Raw genomic sequence first — 16617 nt, forward strand, 5'->3', positions numbered from 1 at the left:
GTGGGGATGGCACTTATTTGTATCCACTAGTTGCATCCACGATTACGACTACAATTACGTTTACGTAAACGTCACATCTTCGTATTGTAGCGAATAATCCTCTCCACGCAAAAATAAAAAAATGGCAGCGAATATCGCTGCCATTTTTTTGCTACCCAGTCTCTGCAACAACTTAATGTTTATTTGCTGGCAGATGCAGGATCAGTCATTGCGGGTGGCGGTGGCACCTCTGCCGGGGCTGATGCTGAAGCAGATGCAGCAGGCGCAACAATGCTGGCCGAGGCAGAAGCTGCCGGTGCTGCCATTTGCGCTGGCGGACTAGCATGGCTGGCTGCACTCGTCGTGGTTCCCGTTGCAGGCAATAAGGGTACCAGCAACAGTGCCACGATATTGATGATCTTGATGAGCGGGTTGACTGCCGGGCCAGCTGTATCCTTGTATGGATCACCGACAGTATCACCAGTCACGGCAGCCTTGTGCGCTTCCGAACCCTTGCCACCAAAATGACCGTCTTCTATGTATTTCTTGGCATTGTCCCAGGCACCACCACCTGTGGTCATTGAGATCGCAACGAACAAACCAGTCACGATAGTCCCCATCAACAAACCACCGAGCGCGGCTGGCCCCAGCAACAAGCCAACCAGGATAGGCACGATGACAGGCAATAGCGATGGAATGATCATTTCCTTGATCGCCGATGTCGTCAGCATATCGACCGCCTTGTCATACTCAGGCTTGCCTGTGCCATCCATGATGCCCTTGATTTCCTTGAACTGACGACGCACTTCCACTACCACGGCACCGGCTGCACGGCCCACGGCTTCCATCGCCATCGCGCCAAACAGGTAAGGAATCAAACCGCCAATAAACAAGCCGACAATGACTTGCGGATTCGACAAATCAAACGAAGTACTCTTGCCAACAGAATCCAGCGCATGGGTGTAATCGGCAAACAGCACCAGTGCTGCCAGGCCGGCAGAACCAATTGCATAACCCTTGGTGACTGCCTTGGTGGTGTTACCAACGGCATCGAGAGGATCAGTAATCGCACGTACTGAAGCAGGCATTTCTGACATCTCGGCAATCCCACCGGCATTATCTGTAATAGGGCCATAGGCATCGAGCGCCACGATGATGCCCGCCATCGACAGCATGGAAGTTGCCGCAATCGCGATGCCATACAAACCAGCAAGATTGTAGGAGACAAGTATCGAAGCACACACAGCCAGCACTGGCCACGCAGTTGACTTCATCGATACCCCAAGACCAGCAATGATGTTTGTACCGTGACCAGTGGTTGATGCCTGAGCCACATGCTGTACCGGTTTAAAGTCTGTGCCTGTGTAATATTCAGTGATATACACCATCAGGCCAGTCAGGACGATACCCACCAGGGCAGCGCCCATCATCTTCATGCGCATGGCTTCATCAGGCCAGACTTGCCAGGTCACGATGGCAAAACCGATCAACGACAAGCCAGCAGCCCACCATAAGCCTGTGTACAGGGCAGACATGATTTTCTTGCCGGGCTTGGCTTTTACCATGGAACAGCCAACGATGGAAGCCAGAATGGAAACAGCACCGAGCAACAATGGATAAACAATCGCTTCGGTGACATTGCTGGTGACCACCAGCGCACCCAGCAACATGGTGGCGATCAGGGTCACGACATAGGTTTCAAACAAATCAGCAGCCATACCAGCGCAGTCACCGACATTATCACCGACATTATCAGCAATCACGGCAGGGTTACGCGGATCATCTTCAGGGATACCGGCTTCAACCTTACCGACCAGATCGGCACCGACGTCAGCACCCTTGGTAAATATGCCGCCACCAAGACGGGCGAAGATGGAAATCAGCGAAGCGCCAAAGGCCAGGCCTATGAGGGGTTTGATAACGTCATGCTGTGTCAGCGTACTGCCAGCAGCATTCATGACCAATACCCAGTAGAAAATCGTCACACCCAGCAAACCCAGGCCAACAACCAGCATGCCAGTGATGGCACCGCCACGAAAAGCCACGTCCAGCGCTTCATTCATGCCTTTGGTTGCTGCCTGCGCGGTCCTGACATTGGCCCTGACCGACACATTCATGCCGATGAAACCACAGGCGCCGGACAACACCGCACCGATAAGGAAACCGATGGCAGTAATCAGACCCAGGCCCGGTATGGCGGCAACGGCGATAAACAGCACTACACCAACGATGGCGATGGTGCGGTATTGCCGCGCCAAGTAGGCGGCAGCGCCCTGTTGAATAGCGGTAGCGATTTCCTGCATACGCGCATTACCAGCATCCTGCTTCAAAATCCAGCTACGCGATATCAAACCATATAGTACGGCGATGACGCCACATGCGATGACAAACCAAAGACTTGCTGCCATGTTGACTCCTCCAATGTTATAGGCATGTTGGCCTTGTGGGCGCATGCATTTTTTTAACGACAAAGTGAAACAACGACAATTCTTCATTTTTCAGACTTAAGTGCCAGACTGCTTTGCACCCAATGACAAAAATGAATCCTGCACACTGCGAAACTTTTACGTAGCCCATATTTTTGGAGAAACTGGCTGGGGCTTAGCCGTACTTGGTAGCTATAAAAAAAGCGGACAATGCAGTCCGCTTTTTTTCTTATTTATTCGGATAGCGCCGCAAACGCGCTGTCGCGGATGGACTCTACCGGTCCGACACCAGCGATCTTGCGATATTTAGGTGCGCCTGGCTTGCCAGACTTGGCCCAATCGCCATAATAAGACAACAGGATTTCTGTTTGTTCGTGATATACGGACAAACGCTTCTTGACGGTTTCTTCCTTGTCGTCGGGGCGTTGTACCAGTTCTTCACCAGTTACATCATCCTTGCCTTCAACTTTTGGCGGATTGAATTTGACGTGGTAAGTACGGCCAGAACCTGGGTGAACACGACGGCCACTCATACGATCGATGATGGCTTCATCTGGTACATTGATTTCCAGTACATAGTCTATCGTCACGCCAGCATCCTTCATCGCATCTGCCTGTGGCGTGGTGCGTGGAAAACCGTCAAACAGATAACCATTCGCGCAATCAGGCTGTGTCAGCCTGTCTTTGACCAGGCCGATGATGATGTCATCAGATACCAGTCCACCAGTGTCCATGACTTTTTTTGCTTCCAGACCCAAAGCTGTGCCTGCAGCGATTGCAGCACGCAACATATCACCAGTAGAGATTTGCGGGATATTGTATTTTTCTTTGATGTAATTGGCTTGTGTACCTTTGCCGGCTCCCGGCGCTCCCAACAAAATAAGACGCATGTTAAATTTCCTAAGACGAGTTTGAATTTTTTGTGCTTGTATTATCAAAACATGACAGCCAGCGGTTTCATGGCAGGCACGGCTCTTTTTTGCTTTTCTTATTTAGCTTGATAACACAGTTTCTTTTCACGAAACTTACCACAATTTTCGTAATTCTTGATGCTTTGCCACGAAAACTTGGGGTTTTGCCCGTTTTTTTATTTCTTATTTATAAAAAACTGCCGGACACGTTCGAGATCTTCTGCCGTATCCACCCCTGGCGCCGGGCTGGAACCGGTAACATGAACCGCAATCGCATAGCCATGCCACAAAACCCGCAATTGCTCCAGCGCTTCAATTTGTTCCAGTGGAGAAACAGCCAGTTGTGGATATTTTTTTAAAAAGTCGTTGCGGTAGGCATACAAACCTATGTGACGCAGCGGTGCATAAGCTGGCGGAAACTGTTCACGGCTGATGGTAAACCCATCCCTGTGCCAGGGTATGGTGGCGCGGGAAAAATACAGGGCGCGGCCGTGCTTGTCTAATACCACCTTAACGACATTCGGATTAAAACCATCCTCTACCGTATGGATAGAATGGGCTGCAGTCGCCATAGGCACATCTGCATTCACCAGGGCTGCAGTTGCTGCGATCAGCGCTGGATCTATTAATGGTTCATCACCCTGCACATTCACGACAACCGCATCGTCAGCCAGATTCATGCTGGCAGCGACTTCGGCGATCCGGTCGGTACCGGATGGATGATCTGCCCGCGTCATGCATACTGGCACGCCATGGGCCTTGCAGGCAGCGACGATGTCGGCATGATCGGTGGCCACCATGATGGCACTGGCACCAGACAACAATGCCTGCTCTGCAGTGCGCACAACCATGGGCTTGCCGCCTATGTCTGCCAGGGGTTTATTGGCTAAACGGCTGGAAGCCAGCCGTGCCGGGATAATGGCGATAAAACTCATAAAACGTTAAGCCTTGAGTCTGGCGTCAATTTCTTCATTGGTGAGTGCGCGCGCCTTATCTGCCCACATGATGGGAATATCGTCGCGTATCTGATAAGCCAGTTTGTCGCCATAGCAAATCAATTCCTGACTGGCTTTTTGGTAGACCAATTGTCCTTTGCACAAAGGGCAAACCAACACATCAAGCAGACGTGCGTCCATGCTTTTTCTCCAAAATCATTTGTATCAGGGATGCGGCAAAAGCTGCATCGAGTTGAGCTTCAACTGGTACTACCCAGATGCGGGCATCGTCCAGTAAAGCCGGGATTTGCCTACATTTTACTGCATCCTTTTCAGTAATCAGGATGCAATCCGCATCTACGCCCTTAAAACTCTGCACATCAAAGACATGGTGATCAGGAAAAGACCGTGTCTGACATTGCAAGCCCTGCAATGCCAGCATGCTGAAAAAACGCTGTGGATTACCTATGCCAGCCGATGCCAGCAAGCTTTGCCCCCGGAATTCAATCAATGAGCGGCGCTGTGTGTCGTCATTCAATCGATAAGCCTGACCAGCTTGCAAATGCATGCGCACAGTGTCGACAGGCATTCTGACCGGGAATGCTGCGCCCGGATCTGGTAAATTACAGATCGTAAAGTCACGCCTTCTTTGTACAGGCTCACGTAAAGGTCCAGCTGGCAATAACCAGCCATTACCGGTACCGCGCTGGTCAAATAAAACCAGTTCAACGTCACGGCCCAAGGCGTAATGCTGCAAACCATCATCAGCAATAATGACGTCGACTTGCGGATTGGCTGCCAGCACACAGCGCGCCACGGCAACGCGGTCGCGCCCTACTGCTACCGGGCATTGTGCCCTGGCAGCAATCAATACTGGTTCATCACCAACCTGCTGCGCTTGCGAGGTAGCATCCAGCAGGATCACACTCTCGGCATGCACACCATAACCACGCGAGATGACAGCTGGATGCCAGCCTGCCTGTTTCAATTGTTGCACCAGCCAGATGACCAGCGGTGTCTTGCCAGTACCACCGATAAAGATATTACCGGCCACAACGACAGGCACAGGCAATTTGGTTTGCGCTTTGTAGCCCATTACAAACAGGCCAAAACGGAAAGTGATGATCAATTGAAATAGCTTTGACACTGGCCACAACAAACAAGCCAGCAGCCCTCGCTTTTGCCAGGCACTCAATAAAACTTTTTCCAATACTGCCCGCATGTCATTCTCTAAAAAAGAAACCGGGGAGCTACACACTCCCCGGCTGTCTGGGTTTGCATATGAAACAGCTTTCCGCTTCAACGCAAACTTGCTGGTGTCTTTATTTCGCAGTAGCCTGGGCCGCAAACGTAACCTTGGCCATGCCCGCAATACGTGCAGCTTCCAGTACATCAATCACAGACTGATGGCTGGTCGCACGGTCTGCATTGATGATGATGACAGGATCAGGCTGGGTGCCAGTCTTGCCAGCTTCCAGTGCAGCTGCCGCTTTTTTCAAATCTTCAGCCAGGGTCAGGGTGTCGAGGAAAGACACGGCCTGGCTATTGATCTTGTAACGGCCCTGGGCATCAATACCGATATCTATCTGATTCGGTTTGTCCTGGGCTTTTTCTGCATCTGCAGTTGGCAAGGTGATTTGCAATTCAGTAAAGCGACTATATGTCGTCGTCACCATCAGGAAAATCAGGATCACCAGCAAGACGTCAATAAACGGGATCAGGTTGATCTCTGGCTCTTCCCTGCCCCTTCCTTTACGAAAATTCATGACTACTTCCTGGCGCTGTGGACGACATCAACAAACTTGATAGCCTGTTGCTCCATATCAACGACGATGCTATCTACCAGTGCGCGGAAATGGCGCCAGAACACCATCGCAGGCATGGCGATCATCAAACCAAAACCCGTGTTATACAGCGCTACTGAAATACCATGCGCCAGTTGTGCAGGGTTCGCACCCGTCGCATTTTGTGAGCCGAAAATTTCTATCATGCCGACGACAGTACCAAACAAGCCCATTAAAGGTGCCAGTGAAGCAATCGTGCCCAGTGTCGTCAAGAAGCGTTCCAGTTCATGCGCGACTGCACTGCCCGCTTCTTCTATGGATTCTTTCATGACGTCGCGCGGCGCATTCACATTGCGCAAACCCGCCGCCAGTACTTTACCCAAGGGAGAATTGCCTGCCAGCTGTTCTACGACTTCAGGTTTGACTTTACCTGCCTGATAAACGCGTATGACTTCGTCCAGCAAAGTGGGCGGCAAAATGCGGCTACGGCGCAAAGAAAGACTGCGTTCTATGATTAATGTCAGCGCAATAACTGAGGCAATCAATAAAAAATAAATTGGCCAGCCTGCGGCTTGAATGATGGCGAACAAATTAACTCCTTGAAGGTTCCTAAATCCAAGCCCGCAATGTAGCGCGTTGTCTGCCTATGGGCAAGAGCACAGAGCAAAAAACTCGGCACAAAATGTTTCAAAGCATCATTTTCAGCTAAAGCATAAAATTTGCACGAAATTTGCACTGATCATAGTAAATCAGGATATCCACTGTTTTACACAAAATCTGTGCGCAAGCTTGTGGATAAGTGCACTGAATCTAGCTAAGCCCATGATTTATTTCACTTTTCCAGCCCTGCCAAAGATTTAGGCACTGTCATTTTGTGGACAAAACAGCATTTTTCTCATTTTACCCCCGTCTTTTCTACACATAATTTGTGGACAAGTATGTGCAAAAGTCTCGCACATAATGACAAGTAACTGATTTAAAAGAAAATTATTGTGCTGCCAATATTTTAGGCATATCTGCAATTTCAGTCCTTTTTGCACAAAATTTCATCAAAAAATTTTGATCGACGACAAGCCAGGTGTTTTACACAAAATATGTGGACAAGATTGTGCATTACCGTAAAGAAACACTGTAAGTCGCTGATTTTTATATGATAAGTAAGGCTGCCAGAAAAACAGGCAAATGCTCATTTTGACGAGGAAATATGCTCTTTCCACAGAAATATTATCTTAAATGCAAATATGTATCCGGTAAAAATTGCAAAAATCAGGCTTTTGCACAAAATATGTGGACAACTATGTGAAAAAGTATGGGCAATGTTACTAAACCATTGATTTTATTAATTATTTCATTCGCGCCTAAAAAAGTGGCAAACTCAGCTTATTCACAAGCATGCTAAAAACTTTGCTTTTTTAATCACTTTCTCTGTGAATAAGCGCTTATTCTGCACAAAATTTGTGGACAAGCTTGTGTAAAAGCGCAGGAAAAGAAGATAAGTACTTGATTTCAATAAAGATTACTTCCATGCCAATATTTTAGGCAAACAGGCATACTTTGATGAAGGTTAAAGTTTTCAACAGCTTAATCACAATTTCTGTGGATAAGTTTGTGCACAAGCTGCTTGATGCATTGCAATGTCCTTGATTTGAAAGGGAATTTTCATTTTGCCTTATTCTTTTGCAGATTGATTTTTATTAAAAATCAAAGACTTAGATAGTAAACTTTCATTTCTTTTGACATCTCAGAGGCAAAATGACATGCTGATGACCAAACCACGCTTCTGTGGACAGATTTTCCGCCGCCAAGCTTTATGAATCCTGAATCACCTTATGCCAATCCAGTAAACACGCCGTCCGTGATGACAGTTACGGCGCTGAATCAGGCCGTTGCTCAGCTTTTGGAACGCAACCTGCCATTAACCTGGGTTTCTGGCGAGATTTCCAACTTTACCCGCGCCGTTTCTGGACATTGGTATTTCACATTAAAAGATAGTGGCGCCCAGGTCAGGGCTGTCATGTTCCGTGGCCGTGCCCAATATGCCGACTTCCAGCCCCGAGAAGGCGACAAGGTAGAAGTACGCGCCCTGGTTACCCTGTATGCACCGCGCGGCGATTATCAGTTAAGCGTAGAGGCCATACGCCGTGCCGGTGTTGGCAATTTATATGAGGCTTTCTTGCGCCTGAAGGCTCAATTGACGCAGGAAGGCTTGTTTGATCCCGAGCGCAAGCGTCCCTTGCCCGCCTTTGTCAAAACCATAGGCATAGTCACCAGCCCGCAGGCTGCCGCCCTGCGAGACATCCTGATCGCCCTGCACAGGCGTGCGCCACATATCAATGTCATTCTCTACCCTACCCCAGTACAGGGTGAAGGTGCAGGCATGAAGATAGCCCAGGCGATAGCCTCCGCCGCTGCCCGCGAAGAATGCGATGTCTTGCTGGTCTGCCGTGGCGGCGGCAGTATGGAAGACCTGTGGGCCTTCAATGAAGAAGTCGTGGCCCGTACCATCGTCAATTGCCCCATGCCCGTGATTGCCGGCATAGGCCATGAAACTGATTTTACCATCGCCGATTTTGCCGCCGACCTGCGCGCAGCCACTCCAACAGCAGCGGCAGAACTGGCAGCCACGCCAAGGGATGCATGGTTGCAGTTATTACAGCGCCAGGCACAGATACTTAGCCGTTGCATGCACAGGCAACTTGATGACCAGGCCCTGGCCCTGGACTGGCAAAGCCGCCGCCTGCTCAGCCCCAAGGCGGCCATTGCTGCCAGACGCCTACAACTGATGAACCTGGCCCGTAACCTCAGCCACAGCGCGAGTCTGCCTTTGCGCCAGGCCAGACACGCGCTGAGCCAATTGACGCAGAGCTGGCAGGCACATAAACCCGACCTGAGCAAGCCCAAACTGCTGCTGGCAGACATGCAAAGACGCCTGCAGCAAGCGACCAGGCACCGCCGTGAAGGCCATAAGCAACAGCTCTCAGCCCTGCACAGCCAACTTGAGCTGCTCAACCCGCAACGCACGCTGGAGCGTGGCTATGCCATCCTCAGTGACCACAAAGGCAAGGCCTTGCGCAAGACGTCTGAACTCAAACCACAATCGCTAGTACAAGTCAGACTGGCTTCAGGCACTGCTGAAGTTGGCATCAGCAGCGTACAAACCAAACTCGACTGATCCATGCCTGAGCAAAAACCACTTCGCCTTACCGTCCTGCACTTACAGTCATCATTTTGCGCATATACATGTAATTAATGCGAATTTGCATAAGCCCACGTGCAAGCTTTTGTACAAAAGCTTACAATGCTGGTCTGGCTTTTCCGGATTGCCGGAATTGATAAACTCACGATAAAAGGACGCGATATGGAACATACCTTACCGGCACTGCCTTATGCACTGGATGCTTTGGCTCCGCATATCTCTCAAGAGACGCTGGAATACCACTATGGCAAGCATCATCAAACCTATGTGACCAATCTGAATAACCTGATCAAGGGTACAGAATTTGAGAACTCCACACTGGAAGAAATCGTCAAGAAATCTTCTGGCGGCATTTTCAATAACTCAGCACAGATCTGGAACCATACGTTCTACTGGAATGGCCTGAAACCTAACGGCGGCGGCGCACCAAGCGGCAAACTGGCAGATGCCATCAATGCCAAATGGGGTTCTTTCGATGCATTCAAAGACGCTTTCACCAAGTCTTGCGTAGGCAATTTCGGTTCTTCCTGGACATGGCTGGTCAAAAAAGCTGATGGCACTCTGGATATCGTCAACACATCCAATGCAGCGACACCACTGACAACAGCAGACACACCATTGCTGACTTGCGATCTGTGGGAACACGCTTACTACATCGACTACCGCAATGCACGTCCAAAATACCTGGAAGCATTCTGGGCACTGGTCAACTGGGAATTTGCCACAGCAAACCTGGGCTGAGTCAGCTTGTCGTGATGCACTCATCATGACATATGCACGACAGATGAAAAAAACCTGCGATGCTGATGCAAGCGCAGGTTTTTTTTCATCCATCACTTAAGCTGTTTATGCGAAGATCATGGCTCAAACGAGCGCCAGGAACTTTCCCCTATGCTCTACCGCCCTACTCTTTGAACAGCATGCATACCAAAGCCTCACCTTTATTACGCTTTCTCCCCGCCATCTTCATTTTCATCTGGGCTTCCGGTTACGTCGTGGCCAAATATGGCCTGCCCTATGCCGAACCGCTGACTTTTTTATGCCTGCGTTATCTGGGTGTGATCATCTTCATGCTGATACTGGCACTGGTCATGCGTGCGCCCTGGCCAGAGCGTCGTGTATGGCTACCGATAGCCATCGCAGGCATCCTGATGCAGGCCATGTATCTGGGCGGTATCTGGTGCGCTGTCAAGCTGGGCATGCCCGCTGGCGTGGCAGCACTGATTGCCAATACCCAGCCCATCTTTACCGCTTTCCTTGGCCCCATCATTGGTGAACGCATCTACGGCAAACAGTGGGCCGGGCTTGCGCTTGGCATTTGCGGCGTGGCACTGGTGGTCGCCAATAAAATCTCTGTCATTGGCTTGTCTGTCAGCAGCGTAGCGCTGGCCATCATGGCGCTGACCGCCATGACCATAGGCACGCTGTACCAGAAAAAAACCTGTCCCAGTTTTGATGTCAGAACCGGGCAAGTCATACAGTTTGTTGCTTCTCTGCTGGTGACATTGCCATTTGCGCTGACGCTGGAAACCCAGACCATCATCTGGACACCACAGTTCTTCGCTGCCATGGTCTGGTCAGTATTTGTCTTGTCTGGCGTCGGTATCTCGGTGTTGTTCATCATGATACGTCATGGTCAAGCGACCAAGGTCACCAGCTATATGTACCTGGTCCCCGCTGTTACCGCAGCCATGGCCTGGCTGATGTTTGGCGAAAAGCTGACGATGACAGCGATACTGGGGATGGTGATTGCGCTGGCAGGTGTGGCGCTGGTGGTGAGGCCAGTAAGATAAACATATAGCGACATGACAAGAATATATCTGCATGGCAAACTAGTGAGTAATTTCTTTTTTTACTTTGGATAACCGCCATGCGTCGCCTGATATCCTTTTTTTCCTTGCTAGTTTTAGTGCTCACAGCCACAGCAGCATTAGCCGATTGTGATGAACCAACCAAACAAGAATTAAAGTCTGTGAAATCTGCTGGCTGGAAAGTGGATGATGATGGCAAGCGGCAAAGCCTGGCACTCTCTGCGGCTGATTGTCTGGGAGTGGCGGATACAGAATTGCGCGATGAACTGGCGTTTGAGGGATTATCAGCGTGGATGCGCACCGAGAAACTGAGCGCACCCACGCTCACCAGTTTGCGCGTAAAAATGCTGAATGCCGTGCAGGCACCTGCGGCAGAAGAAAGCAGTTTTCTGCGGCCATTTGCGATTTTGACGCTGGCTGAACTGGTGCGGGTAGACAGGAAAAAACCTTATCTGAGCGCAGAAGAAAGAGTCGATATCGTCAATGCAGGCAGCCATTACCTGAGCAACCTGCGCGACTATCGCGGCTTTGATGCCAAAGATGGCTGGCGTCATGGCATTGCACATAGTGCCGACCTGATGCTGCAACTGGCAATGAACCCGGCCATAGAGAAACCCCAGCATGAAACCATGCTGGCAGCCATCGCATCCCAGATTGCTCCTTCTACCCATTTCTACCAATATGGCGAGGGTGTCCGGCTGATGACAGCCGTGTTTTATCTGGCAAGGACACCGAGTTTCAACAAGCGCGACTGGGATCTGTGGTTCAACAAACTCATGGACAACAGCATACAGCCTGGGCCCTATACACAGACCAGGCTGGCACAAAGACATAACGTCAGCGCCTTTTTGCTACCGCTGTATTTTTCAGTCCGGGAAAGCACTGACCCTGCGATCAAAGAAAATCTGTTGCCTGCCCTGAGGGAAGCTTTACGCAAGGTCAATTGAATCTAGTGCCCATAATGCAGCACTGCGCGCATGGATAGCCGTTGTATCAAATAACGGTACACCAGCGTCATCCTGGCCAACCAATAAACTGATCTCGGTACAACCAAGGATAATCGCCTCTGCCCCGCTCTCTTTCAGGCTGGCCATGATGCGGCGATAGTGCTCGCGTGATGCAGGGTTGATCTTGCCCAGGCAAAGCTCTTCATAAATGACTTGATGAATGATGTCGCGGTCTGCCAGCTCAGGCACCAGCACTTGCAAACCATGTTTGCTGTGCAAACGCTCACGGTAAAAATCCTGCTCCATGGTAAAGCGCGTACCGAGTAAACCTATCTTGCCATAGCCAGCATTCTTGATGGCCTGCGCAGTAGGGTCGGCAATATGAAACAAGGGTATCGCTACGGCAGCTTCGATGACCTGCGCCAGCTTGTGCATGGTGTTCGTACACAGCACCAGAAAATCTGCCCCTGCCAACTCCAGTGAATTCGCTGCTTGTGCGAGGATGACACCGGCGGCATCCCAGTCACCGGCACGCTGCAGTTTTTCTACTTCGTGAAAATCGACGCTATACAGGATGATTTTTGCAGAATGCAGGCCACCGAGTTTTTCCTTTATGGTTTCATTGATCTGCCTGTAATAAGGAATAGTAGATTCCCAGCTCATGCCGCCTATCAGGCCTATGGTTTTCATTGCAACTCCATGTGTAAATTAAAGGCCGCTGCTCTGGCCGGGGGATAGAATGTCTCTATAATAAGCAGATGGTATTTTCCAGGCTATCAAGAAATTTCAGCAGAGCGCTTATACAATGACTACGGACATCATGGATATCAAGTGGGCAAGACTGGAATTATTACCCGCGACACCCTATACCATCAATAGTGCATCGTCTCATACCAGCCTGGGTCTGGCATTTGCACGCCAGACGGGTGTGCATGCCATCGGCAACGATATCCGTCATGACTTTGATGCCTGGCCAGGCGACTTTGCCATCAGCAATGCTGGCTTACCCATGTTCTCAGAATCTGCGCATGGCGGTGAATACCTGCTCATGCATATCATCAATCCTGATCTGCTCGCAAACATGCATGCATCATCGCCGAGACAGATATTCCATGGTGACAAACAGGCCGTCATGCTGGCCTGGCAACTACGCAGCCTGCTCATACAAAAAGATAAAGATGCTCTGCTTCTGCAAGAAAAAGCTGGGCTACTTTTGCAACGTGGATTAGCACTAAGCAACACCTCGACGAAAGCGCGCAGCCAGTATACGCAAGACAAAGTTTTGCATGCTCACATCCTGGATTACATAGAAGAGCACCTTGATACAACATTGAATCTGGAAGACCTGGCAACCATGGCAGATATGCCACTGCTGCGTTTCTTGCGCAGCTTTACCCATGCCACTGGCACCACACCACATGCCTACATCACAGAACGTCGGTTGCAAAGAGCGCGGCTACTTATCAAACATAGCAATTTATCCATTGCTGATATTGCATCAGATTGTGGTTTTGCTCATCAATCGCATATGGGCAGTGCCTTCAAATCCAGGCTGGGGTTCAGCCCTCAGCAATACCGCAAACTATCTGCCTGAAGATTTTTTCTGAAAAAAACTAAGCCTATCTTCGCTTTAACAAGGCAAAAGCAAATTTTCTACCGATTTTTGTAGAATTTGTTTTCCTGTGGAACTGTCTTCACTGGCATTTGTCTATGGAAAATGCGTTAATTCCGCCTATTGCTTGATAACGTCGGCATTTTCGCATCACCTCCTGATCAACCCCATACCTGCTAATTAAACTAAAACCAAGGTTTTCACTATGTCTCCGAAAATTCTCACCGTCAGTATTGCGCTCGCTTTCAGCGGGGCAGCCAGCTTGCTCTTCCTTCAAGAAACCGCTCAGGCCGCACCAGCTATTAACAGTGTCGCCAAAATCAAGCCAGCCGACCTGACGCTGGAACAGGTATACCGTGCCAAAGGCTATGCAGGCCAAGCCGCGCGCCATATACAATTCAGCAAGGATGGCCGTTACCTGGCTTATACCTGGAACCCATTCGGTGAAAATGGTTTTGATTTATATGTGCATGACACCCAGACTGGCGAAACCAAACGCATCACATCACCCGCATTGATGAAGACCTACGATGCGCCAGAAGACTGGGAACGCTTCGATAAAAAAGCCAAACAAAAAGAAAAAGAAGAAGCCGAGCGCCAAGCCAAGGCTGAAGCACAGGCCGCCTACCTGCGCGGTGAAAAAGTTAACTTGATGCAGTGGGAAGAAGCGGCACTGGAAGAAGTGAAACGTGAAGTGGCCGAGAAAAAAGCCAAGGACGCTGCCAAGAAAGCTGAAGTAGATGCTGAAGCCGCCAGGGAAAAAGCCGCTGCAGCTGCTGCGAAAACCGGTACTGCCAGTGTAGCTAAAAACGACGGCGACAAGAAAGACGAAAAGAAAGATGCAAAAGACGACAACAAGGCCAAGGAAATCTGGGAACTGCGTGACGAGCTGAAAAAGAAACTGGAAAAAGAAAAGCTCAAACCCAGCGACCTCTACCCTGGTGTAGATGCTCTGGTCTGGGCGAACAAAAAGAATGAACTGATCTTCCAGTACCGTGGTGACCTGTTCCGCCTGAACGCTGCCGATGGCAAGATAGAACGCCTGACCCAGACCGACAAACCTGAACGCATCGTCGCCTACCAGGCAGACGACAATGGCTATATCTACATGGATGAAAAGCGTCTGTTCAACGCCAGCTCTAGCAGCAGCGCGATACGCCAGCTGAACCGCGAACTGATACACCCTGACGACGCCGATAAAAAATACCGCATCGCCAATACCGTACTGAGCGAAGACAAGCAATGGATGGCGATTTCTGCCGAAGCACCTGATGCCAAGCCAGAAAACGGCAAACCAACTCCACCAGCCGAGCGCCAGGTCGAGATCATGAATTACAGCGAACGCTTTGCCACGGCTAAAAAAGTATCACGCGAAGTATCTGATGACAAACGCAAAATACTCGCCACTGCGCTGTACATACGTCGCGTTGGCGATGCCTCTGCACGCCAGCCACAACCGGTCTTCACCAATGATGGTGGTGACGTCTGGTTTGAAATGAGTCCAGTCAGTTGGGCCAAGGATGGCAGCCGCTACACCTTCTCCACCTGGGAACGTGAAAAAGACTTGCTGCGCATTTATGTAGGCAAGGCAGAAGAAGGTGTCAAGCCACAAATGGTTTTGGAGAGACGGGGCAATGTCGGTCATGAAGTTGTCAACGTGCTGGCTCCCCGCTTTACACCGGACAGCCAGCAATTGATCGCCGTGCTGGATGAACAGGGTTATCGCCAGCCCTACGTCATTGACGTCAGCAATGGCAGCGCCAGACAAATATTGAAAGGTGATTTTGAAGCGCACAACATCATAGGCTTCAGTGAAGACAGCAAATCCATGTTTGTACTCGCCAACAAGGATGACTTTGCTGCCATGAATACCTACAAGGTCGATCTGGCAACGGGTGAGATGAAAGCCATAGGCCAGGCTGGCGACTTCCATCGCAACAGCACCGTGACAGAAAGTGGCGACAAGCTGGCCAGCATGGCCGGTCAATGGGCCAATCGTCCGGAGTTGAAACTGATCGATGTTGCCAAAGCCAAATCCACTACGCTGACTCAAAGCCATGATCCGCAATGGAGTGCAATAGACCTGCAACGTCCTGAACGCTTCAGCTACACCAATCGCCATGGCGACAAGATACAGGCCTATGTTTTCAAGCCAGCAGGTCTGAGCTCATCTGACCATCGCCCGGCCATTGTCTACACCTATGGCGGGCCTTTGAATGACAGGCATATCGTCGAGACTGACAGCTTCCAGCAGACCGCCTATATGTTTGGCATGTATATGGCTGCCAAACATGGCTACGTCACCGTGGCGGTTGACCCTCGTGGTCACTCCAACTATGGCCGCAAGTTTGGCGATGCCAACTGGGAACAGGTAGGTAAACCACAGACAGAGGACCTGGAAGACCTGGCAAAATACATGCAAAAAAACCTGGGTGTTGATGGCAAGCGTATAGGCCTGACAGGCTGGAGCTTTGGTGGTTTCCAGACCCAGTACACCATGTACACCAGCCCGGATATCTTCGCTGCGGGTATCGCCGGTGCCGGGCCGACAGAATGGGAAAACTACAATAGCTGGTATAGCGGCCGTACCATAGGCAAGACCGAACGCAGCAAACCCAACTTGCGCAAATATTCACTGCTGCCTCTGACCGCAGGCTTGAAGAAGCCACTGATGCTGGTCCACGGCATGCAAGATCCTAACGTCTTGTATCAGGATACGGTGAATGTGTACCGCGCATTGCTGGAAAACGGCAAGGAGTCGCTGGTTGATCTATTCCTTGATCCTGATGGTGAACATGGCCTGGGTGGCACGGTCAAACCCAAAGCCTTGCACAAGAAATATGAAGCCTTCTTCCTGCAGCATTTGGGTAAGGTCAGATAAGAGATAAGTAGATATCAAACGCCTGAAACAAGAGAGCGACCATGCATAATGCTGGTCGCTCTTTTTGCTTGCATCAAAGAAATAAGCCGTCGAACTGGCCCTGAAAAACAGGGAACGGCAATTTCGCATTAAAAT

General features: G+C 50.2%; 14 protein-coding genes. 6 read left to right on the forward strand and 8 right to left on the reverse strand.

The window, feature by feature from the left end; all coding sequences use genetic code 11:
• Nucleotides 1-179 precede the first annotated feature (179 nt).
• The 7 genes from AC3WQT_RS27060 to AC3WQT_RS27090 form a co-directional block, all read right to left on the reverse strand.
• The gene (locus AC3WQT_RS27060) at nucleotides 180-2387 is read right to left on the reverse strand and encodes a sodium-translocating pyrophosphatase (protein ID WP_492708852.1); all 2208 of its coding nucleotides are present in this window, start codon (nucleotides 2385-2387) and stop codon (nucleotides 180-182) included.
• A 251-nt stretch (nucleotides 2388-2638) separates the two neighbouring features.
• A complete protein-coding gene (gene adk, locus AC3WQT_RS27065) occupies nucleotides 2639-3295 on the reverse strand; it encodes an adenylate kinase (protein ID WP_423003542.1) in 657 nt (218 codons plus the stop codon).
• 197 nt (nucleotides 3296-3492) lie between these two features.
• Nucleotides 3493-4251, reverse strand: coding sequence for a 3-deoxy-manno-octulosonate cytidylyltransferase (gene kdsB, locus AC3WQT_RS27070; protein ID WP_492708855.1), 759 nt, complete (start codon nucleotides 4249-4251; stop codon nucleotides 3493-3495).
• Between the two features lie 6 nt (nucleotides 4252-4257).
• Nucleotides 4258-4452 (reverse strand): Trm112 family protein, encoded by a 195-nt coding sequence (locus tag AC3WQT_RS27075; RefSeq protein ID WP_492708857.1) that lies wholly within the window; start codon nucleotides 4450-4452, stop codon nucleotides 4258-4260.
• On the reverse strand, nucleotides 4433-5473 hold the full coding sequence (gene lpxK / locus AC3WQT_RS27080; RefSeq protein WP_492708859.1) for a tetraacyldisaccharide 4'-kinase: 1041 nt from the start codon (nucleotides 5471-5473) through the stop codon (nucleotides 4433-4435). The genes AC3WQT_RS27075 and lpxK overlap by 20 nt, the downstream gene beginning before the upstream one ends.
• A 100-nt stretch (nucleotides 5474-5573) precedes the next feature.
• Complete coding sequence (locus AC3WQT_RS27085; protein WP_110257768.1) at nucleotides 5574-6017, reverse strand: ExbD/TolR family protein; 444 nt, start codon at nucleotides 6015-6017, stop codon at nucleotides 5574-5576.
• 2 nt (nucleotides 6018-6019) lie between these two features.
• Nucleotides 6020-6625, reverse strand: a complete 606-nt coding sequence (locus AC3WQT_RS27090) for a MotA/TolQ/ExbB proton channel family protein (protein ID WP_492708862.1) — start codon at nucleotides 6623-6625, stop codon at nucleotides 6020-6022.
• A gap of 1220 nt (nucleotides 6626-7845) precedes the next feature.
• Between AC3WQT_RS27090 and xseA the strand changes: the two genes are divergently transcribed.
• The 4 genes from xseA (at nucleotide 7846) to AC3WQT_RS27110 (ending at nucleotide 11989) form a co-directional block, all read left to right on the forward strand.
• On the forward strand, nucleotides 7846-9207 hold the full coding sequence (gene xseA, locus AC3WQT_RS27095; protein WP_492708863.1) for an exodeoxyribonuclease VII large subunit: 1362 nt from the start codon (nucleotides 7846-7848) through the stop codon (nucleotides 9205-9207).
• A 186-nt stretch (nucleotides 9208-9393) separates the two neighbouring features.
• Nucleotides 9394-9972, forward strand: a complete 579-nt coding sequence (sodB, locus tag AC3WQT_RS27100; protein WP_162040495.1) for a superoxide dismutase [Fe] — start codon at nucleotides 9394-9396, stop codon at nucleotides 9970-9972.
• Nucleotides 9973-10151: 179 nt separating this feature from the next.
• Nucleotides 10152-11024, forward strand: a complete 873-nt coding sequence (locus tag AC3WQT_RS27105) for a DMT family transporter (RefSeq protein ID WP_492708866.1) — start codon at nucleotides 10152-10154, stop codon at nucleotides 11022-11024.
• A 77-nt stretch (nucleotides 11025-11101) separates the two neighbouring features.
• Nucleotides 11102-11989, forward strand: coding sequence for a DUF2785 domain-containing protein (locus AC3WQT_RS27110; RefSeq protein ID WP_492708868.1), 888 nt, complete (start codon nucleotides 11102-11104; stop codon nucleotides 11987-11989).
• Here the strand turns inward: AC3WQT_RS27110 and AC3WQT_RS27115 are convergent.
• On the reverse strand, nucleotides 11972-12679 hold the full coding sequence (locus tag AC3WQT_RS27115; protein WP_492708870.1) for an aspartate/glutamate racemase family protein: 708 nt from the start codon (nucleotides 12677-12679) through the stop codon (nucleotides 11972-11974). The genes AC3WQT_RS27110 and AC3WQT_RS27115 overlap by 18 nt on opposite strands.
• Nucleotides 12680-12794: 115 nt before the next feature.
• On the opposite strand from AC3WQT_RS27115, the gene AC3WQT_RS27120 reads away from it, so the two are divergent.
• On the forward strand, nucleotides 12795-13583 hold the full coding sequence (locus AC3WQT_RS27120; RefSeq protein WP_492708872.1) for a helix-turn-helix domain-containing protein: 789 nt from the start codon (nucleotides 12795-12797) through the stop codon (nucleotides 13581-13583).
• A gap of 223 nt (nucleotides 13584-13806) precedes the next feature.
• A complete protein-coding gene (locus AC3WQT_RS27125) occupies nucleotides 13807-16482 on the forward strand; it encodes an alpha/beta hydrolase family protein (protein WP_492708874.1) in 2676 nt (891 codons plus the stop codon).
• Nucleotides 16483-16617 lie beyond the last annotated feature (135 nt).

The organism is Undibacterium sp. FW305-107 (assembly GCF_058788535.1).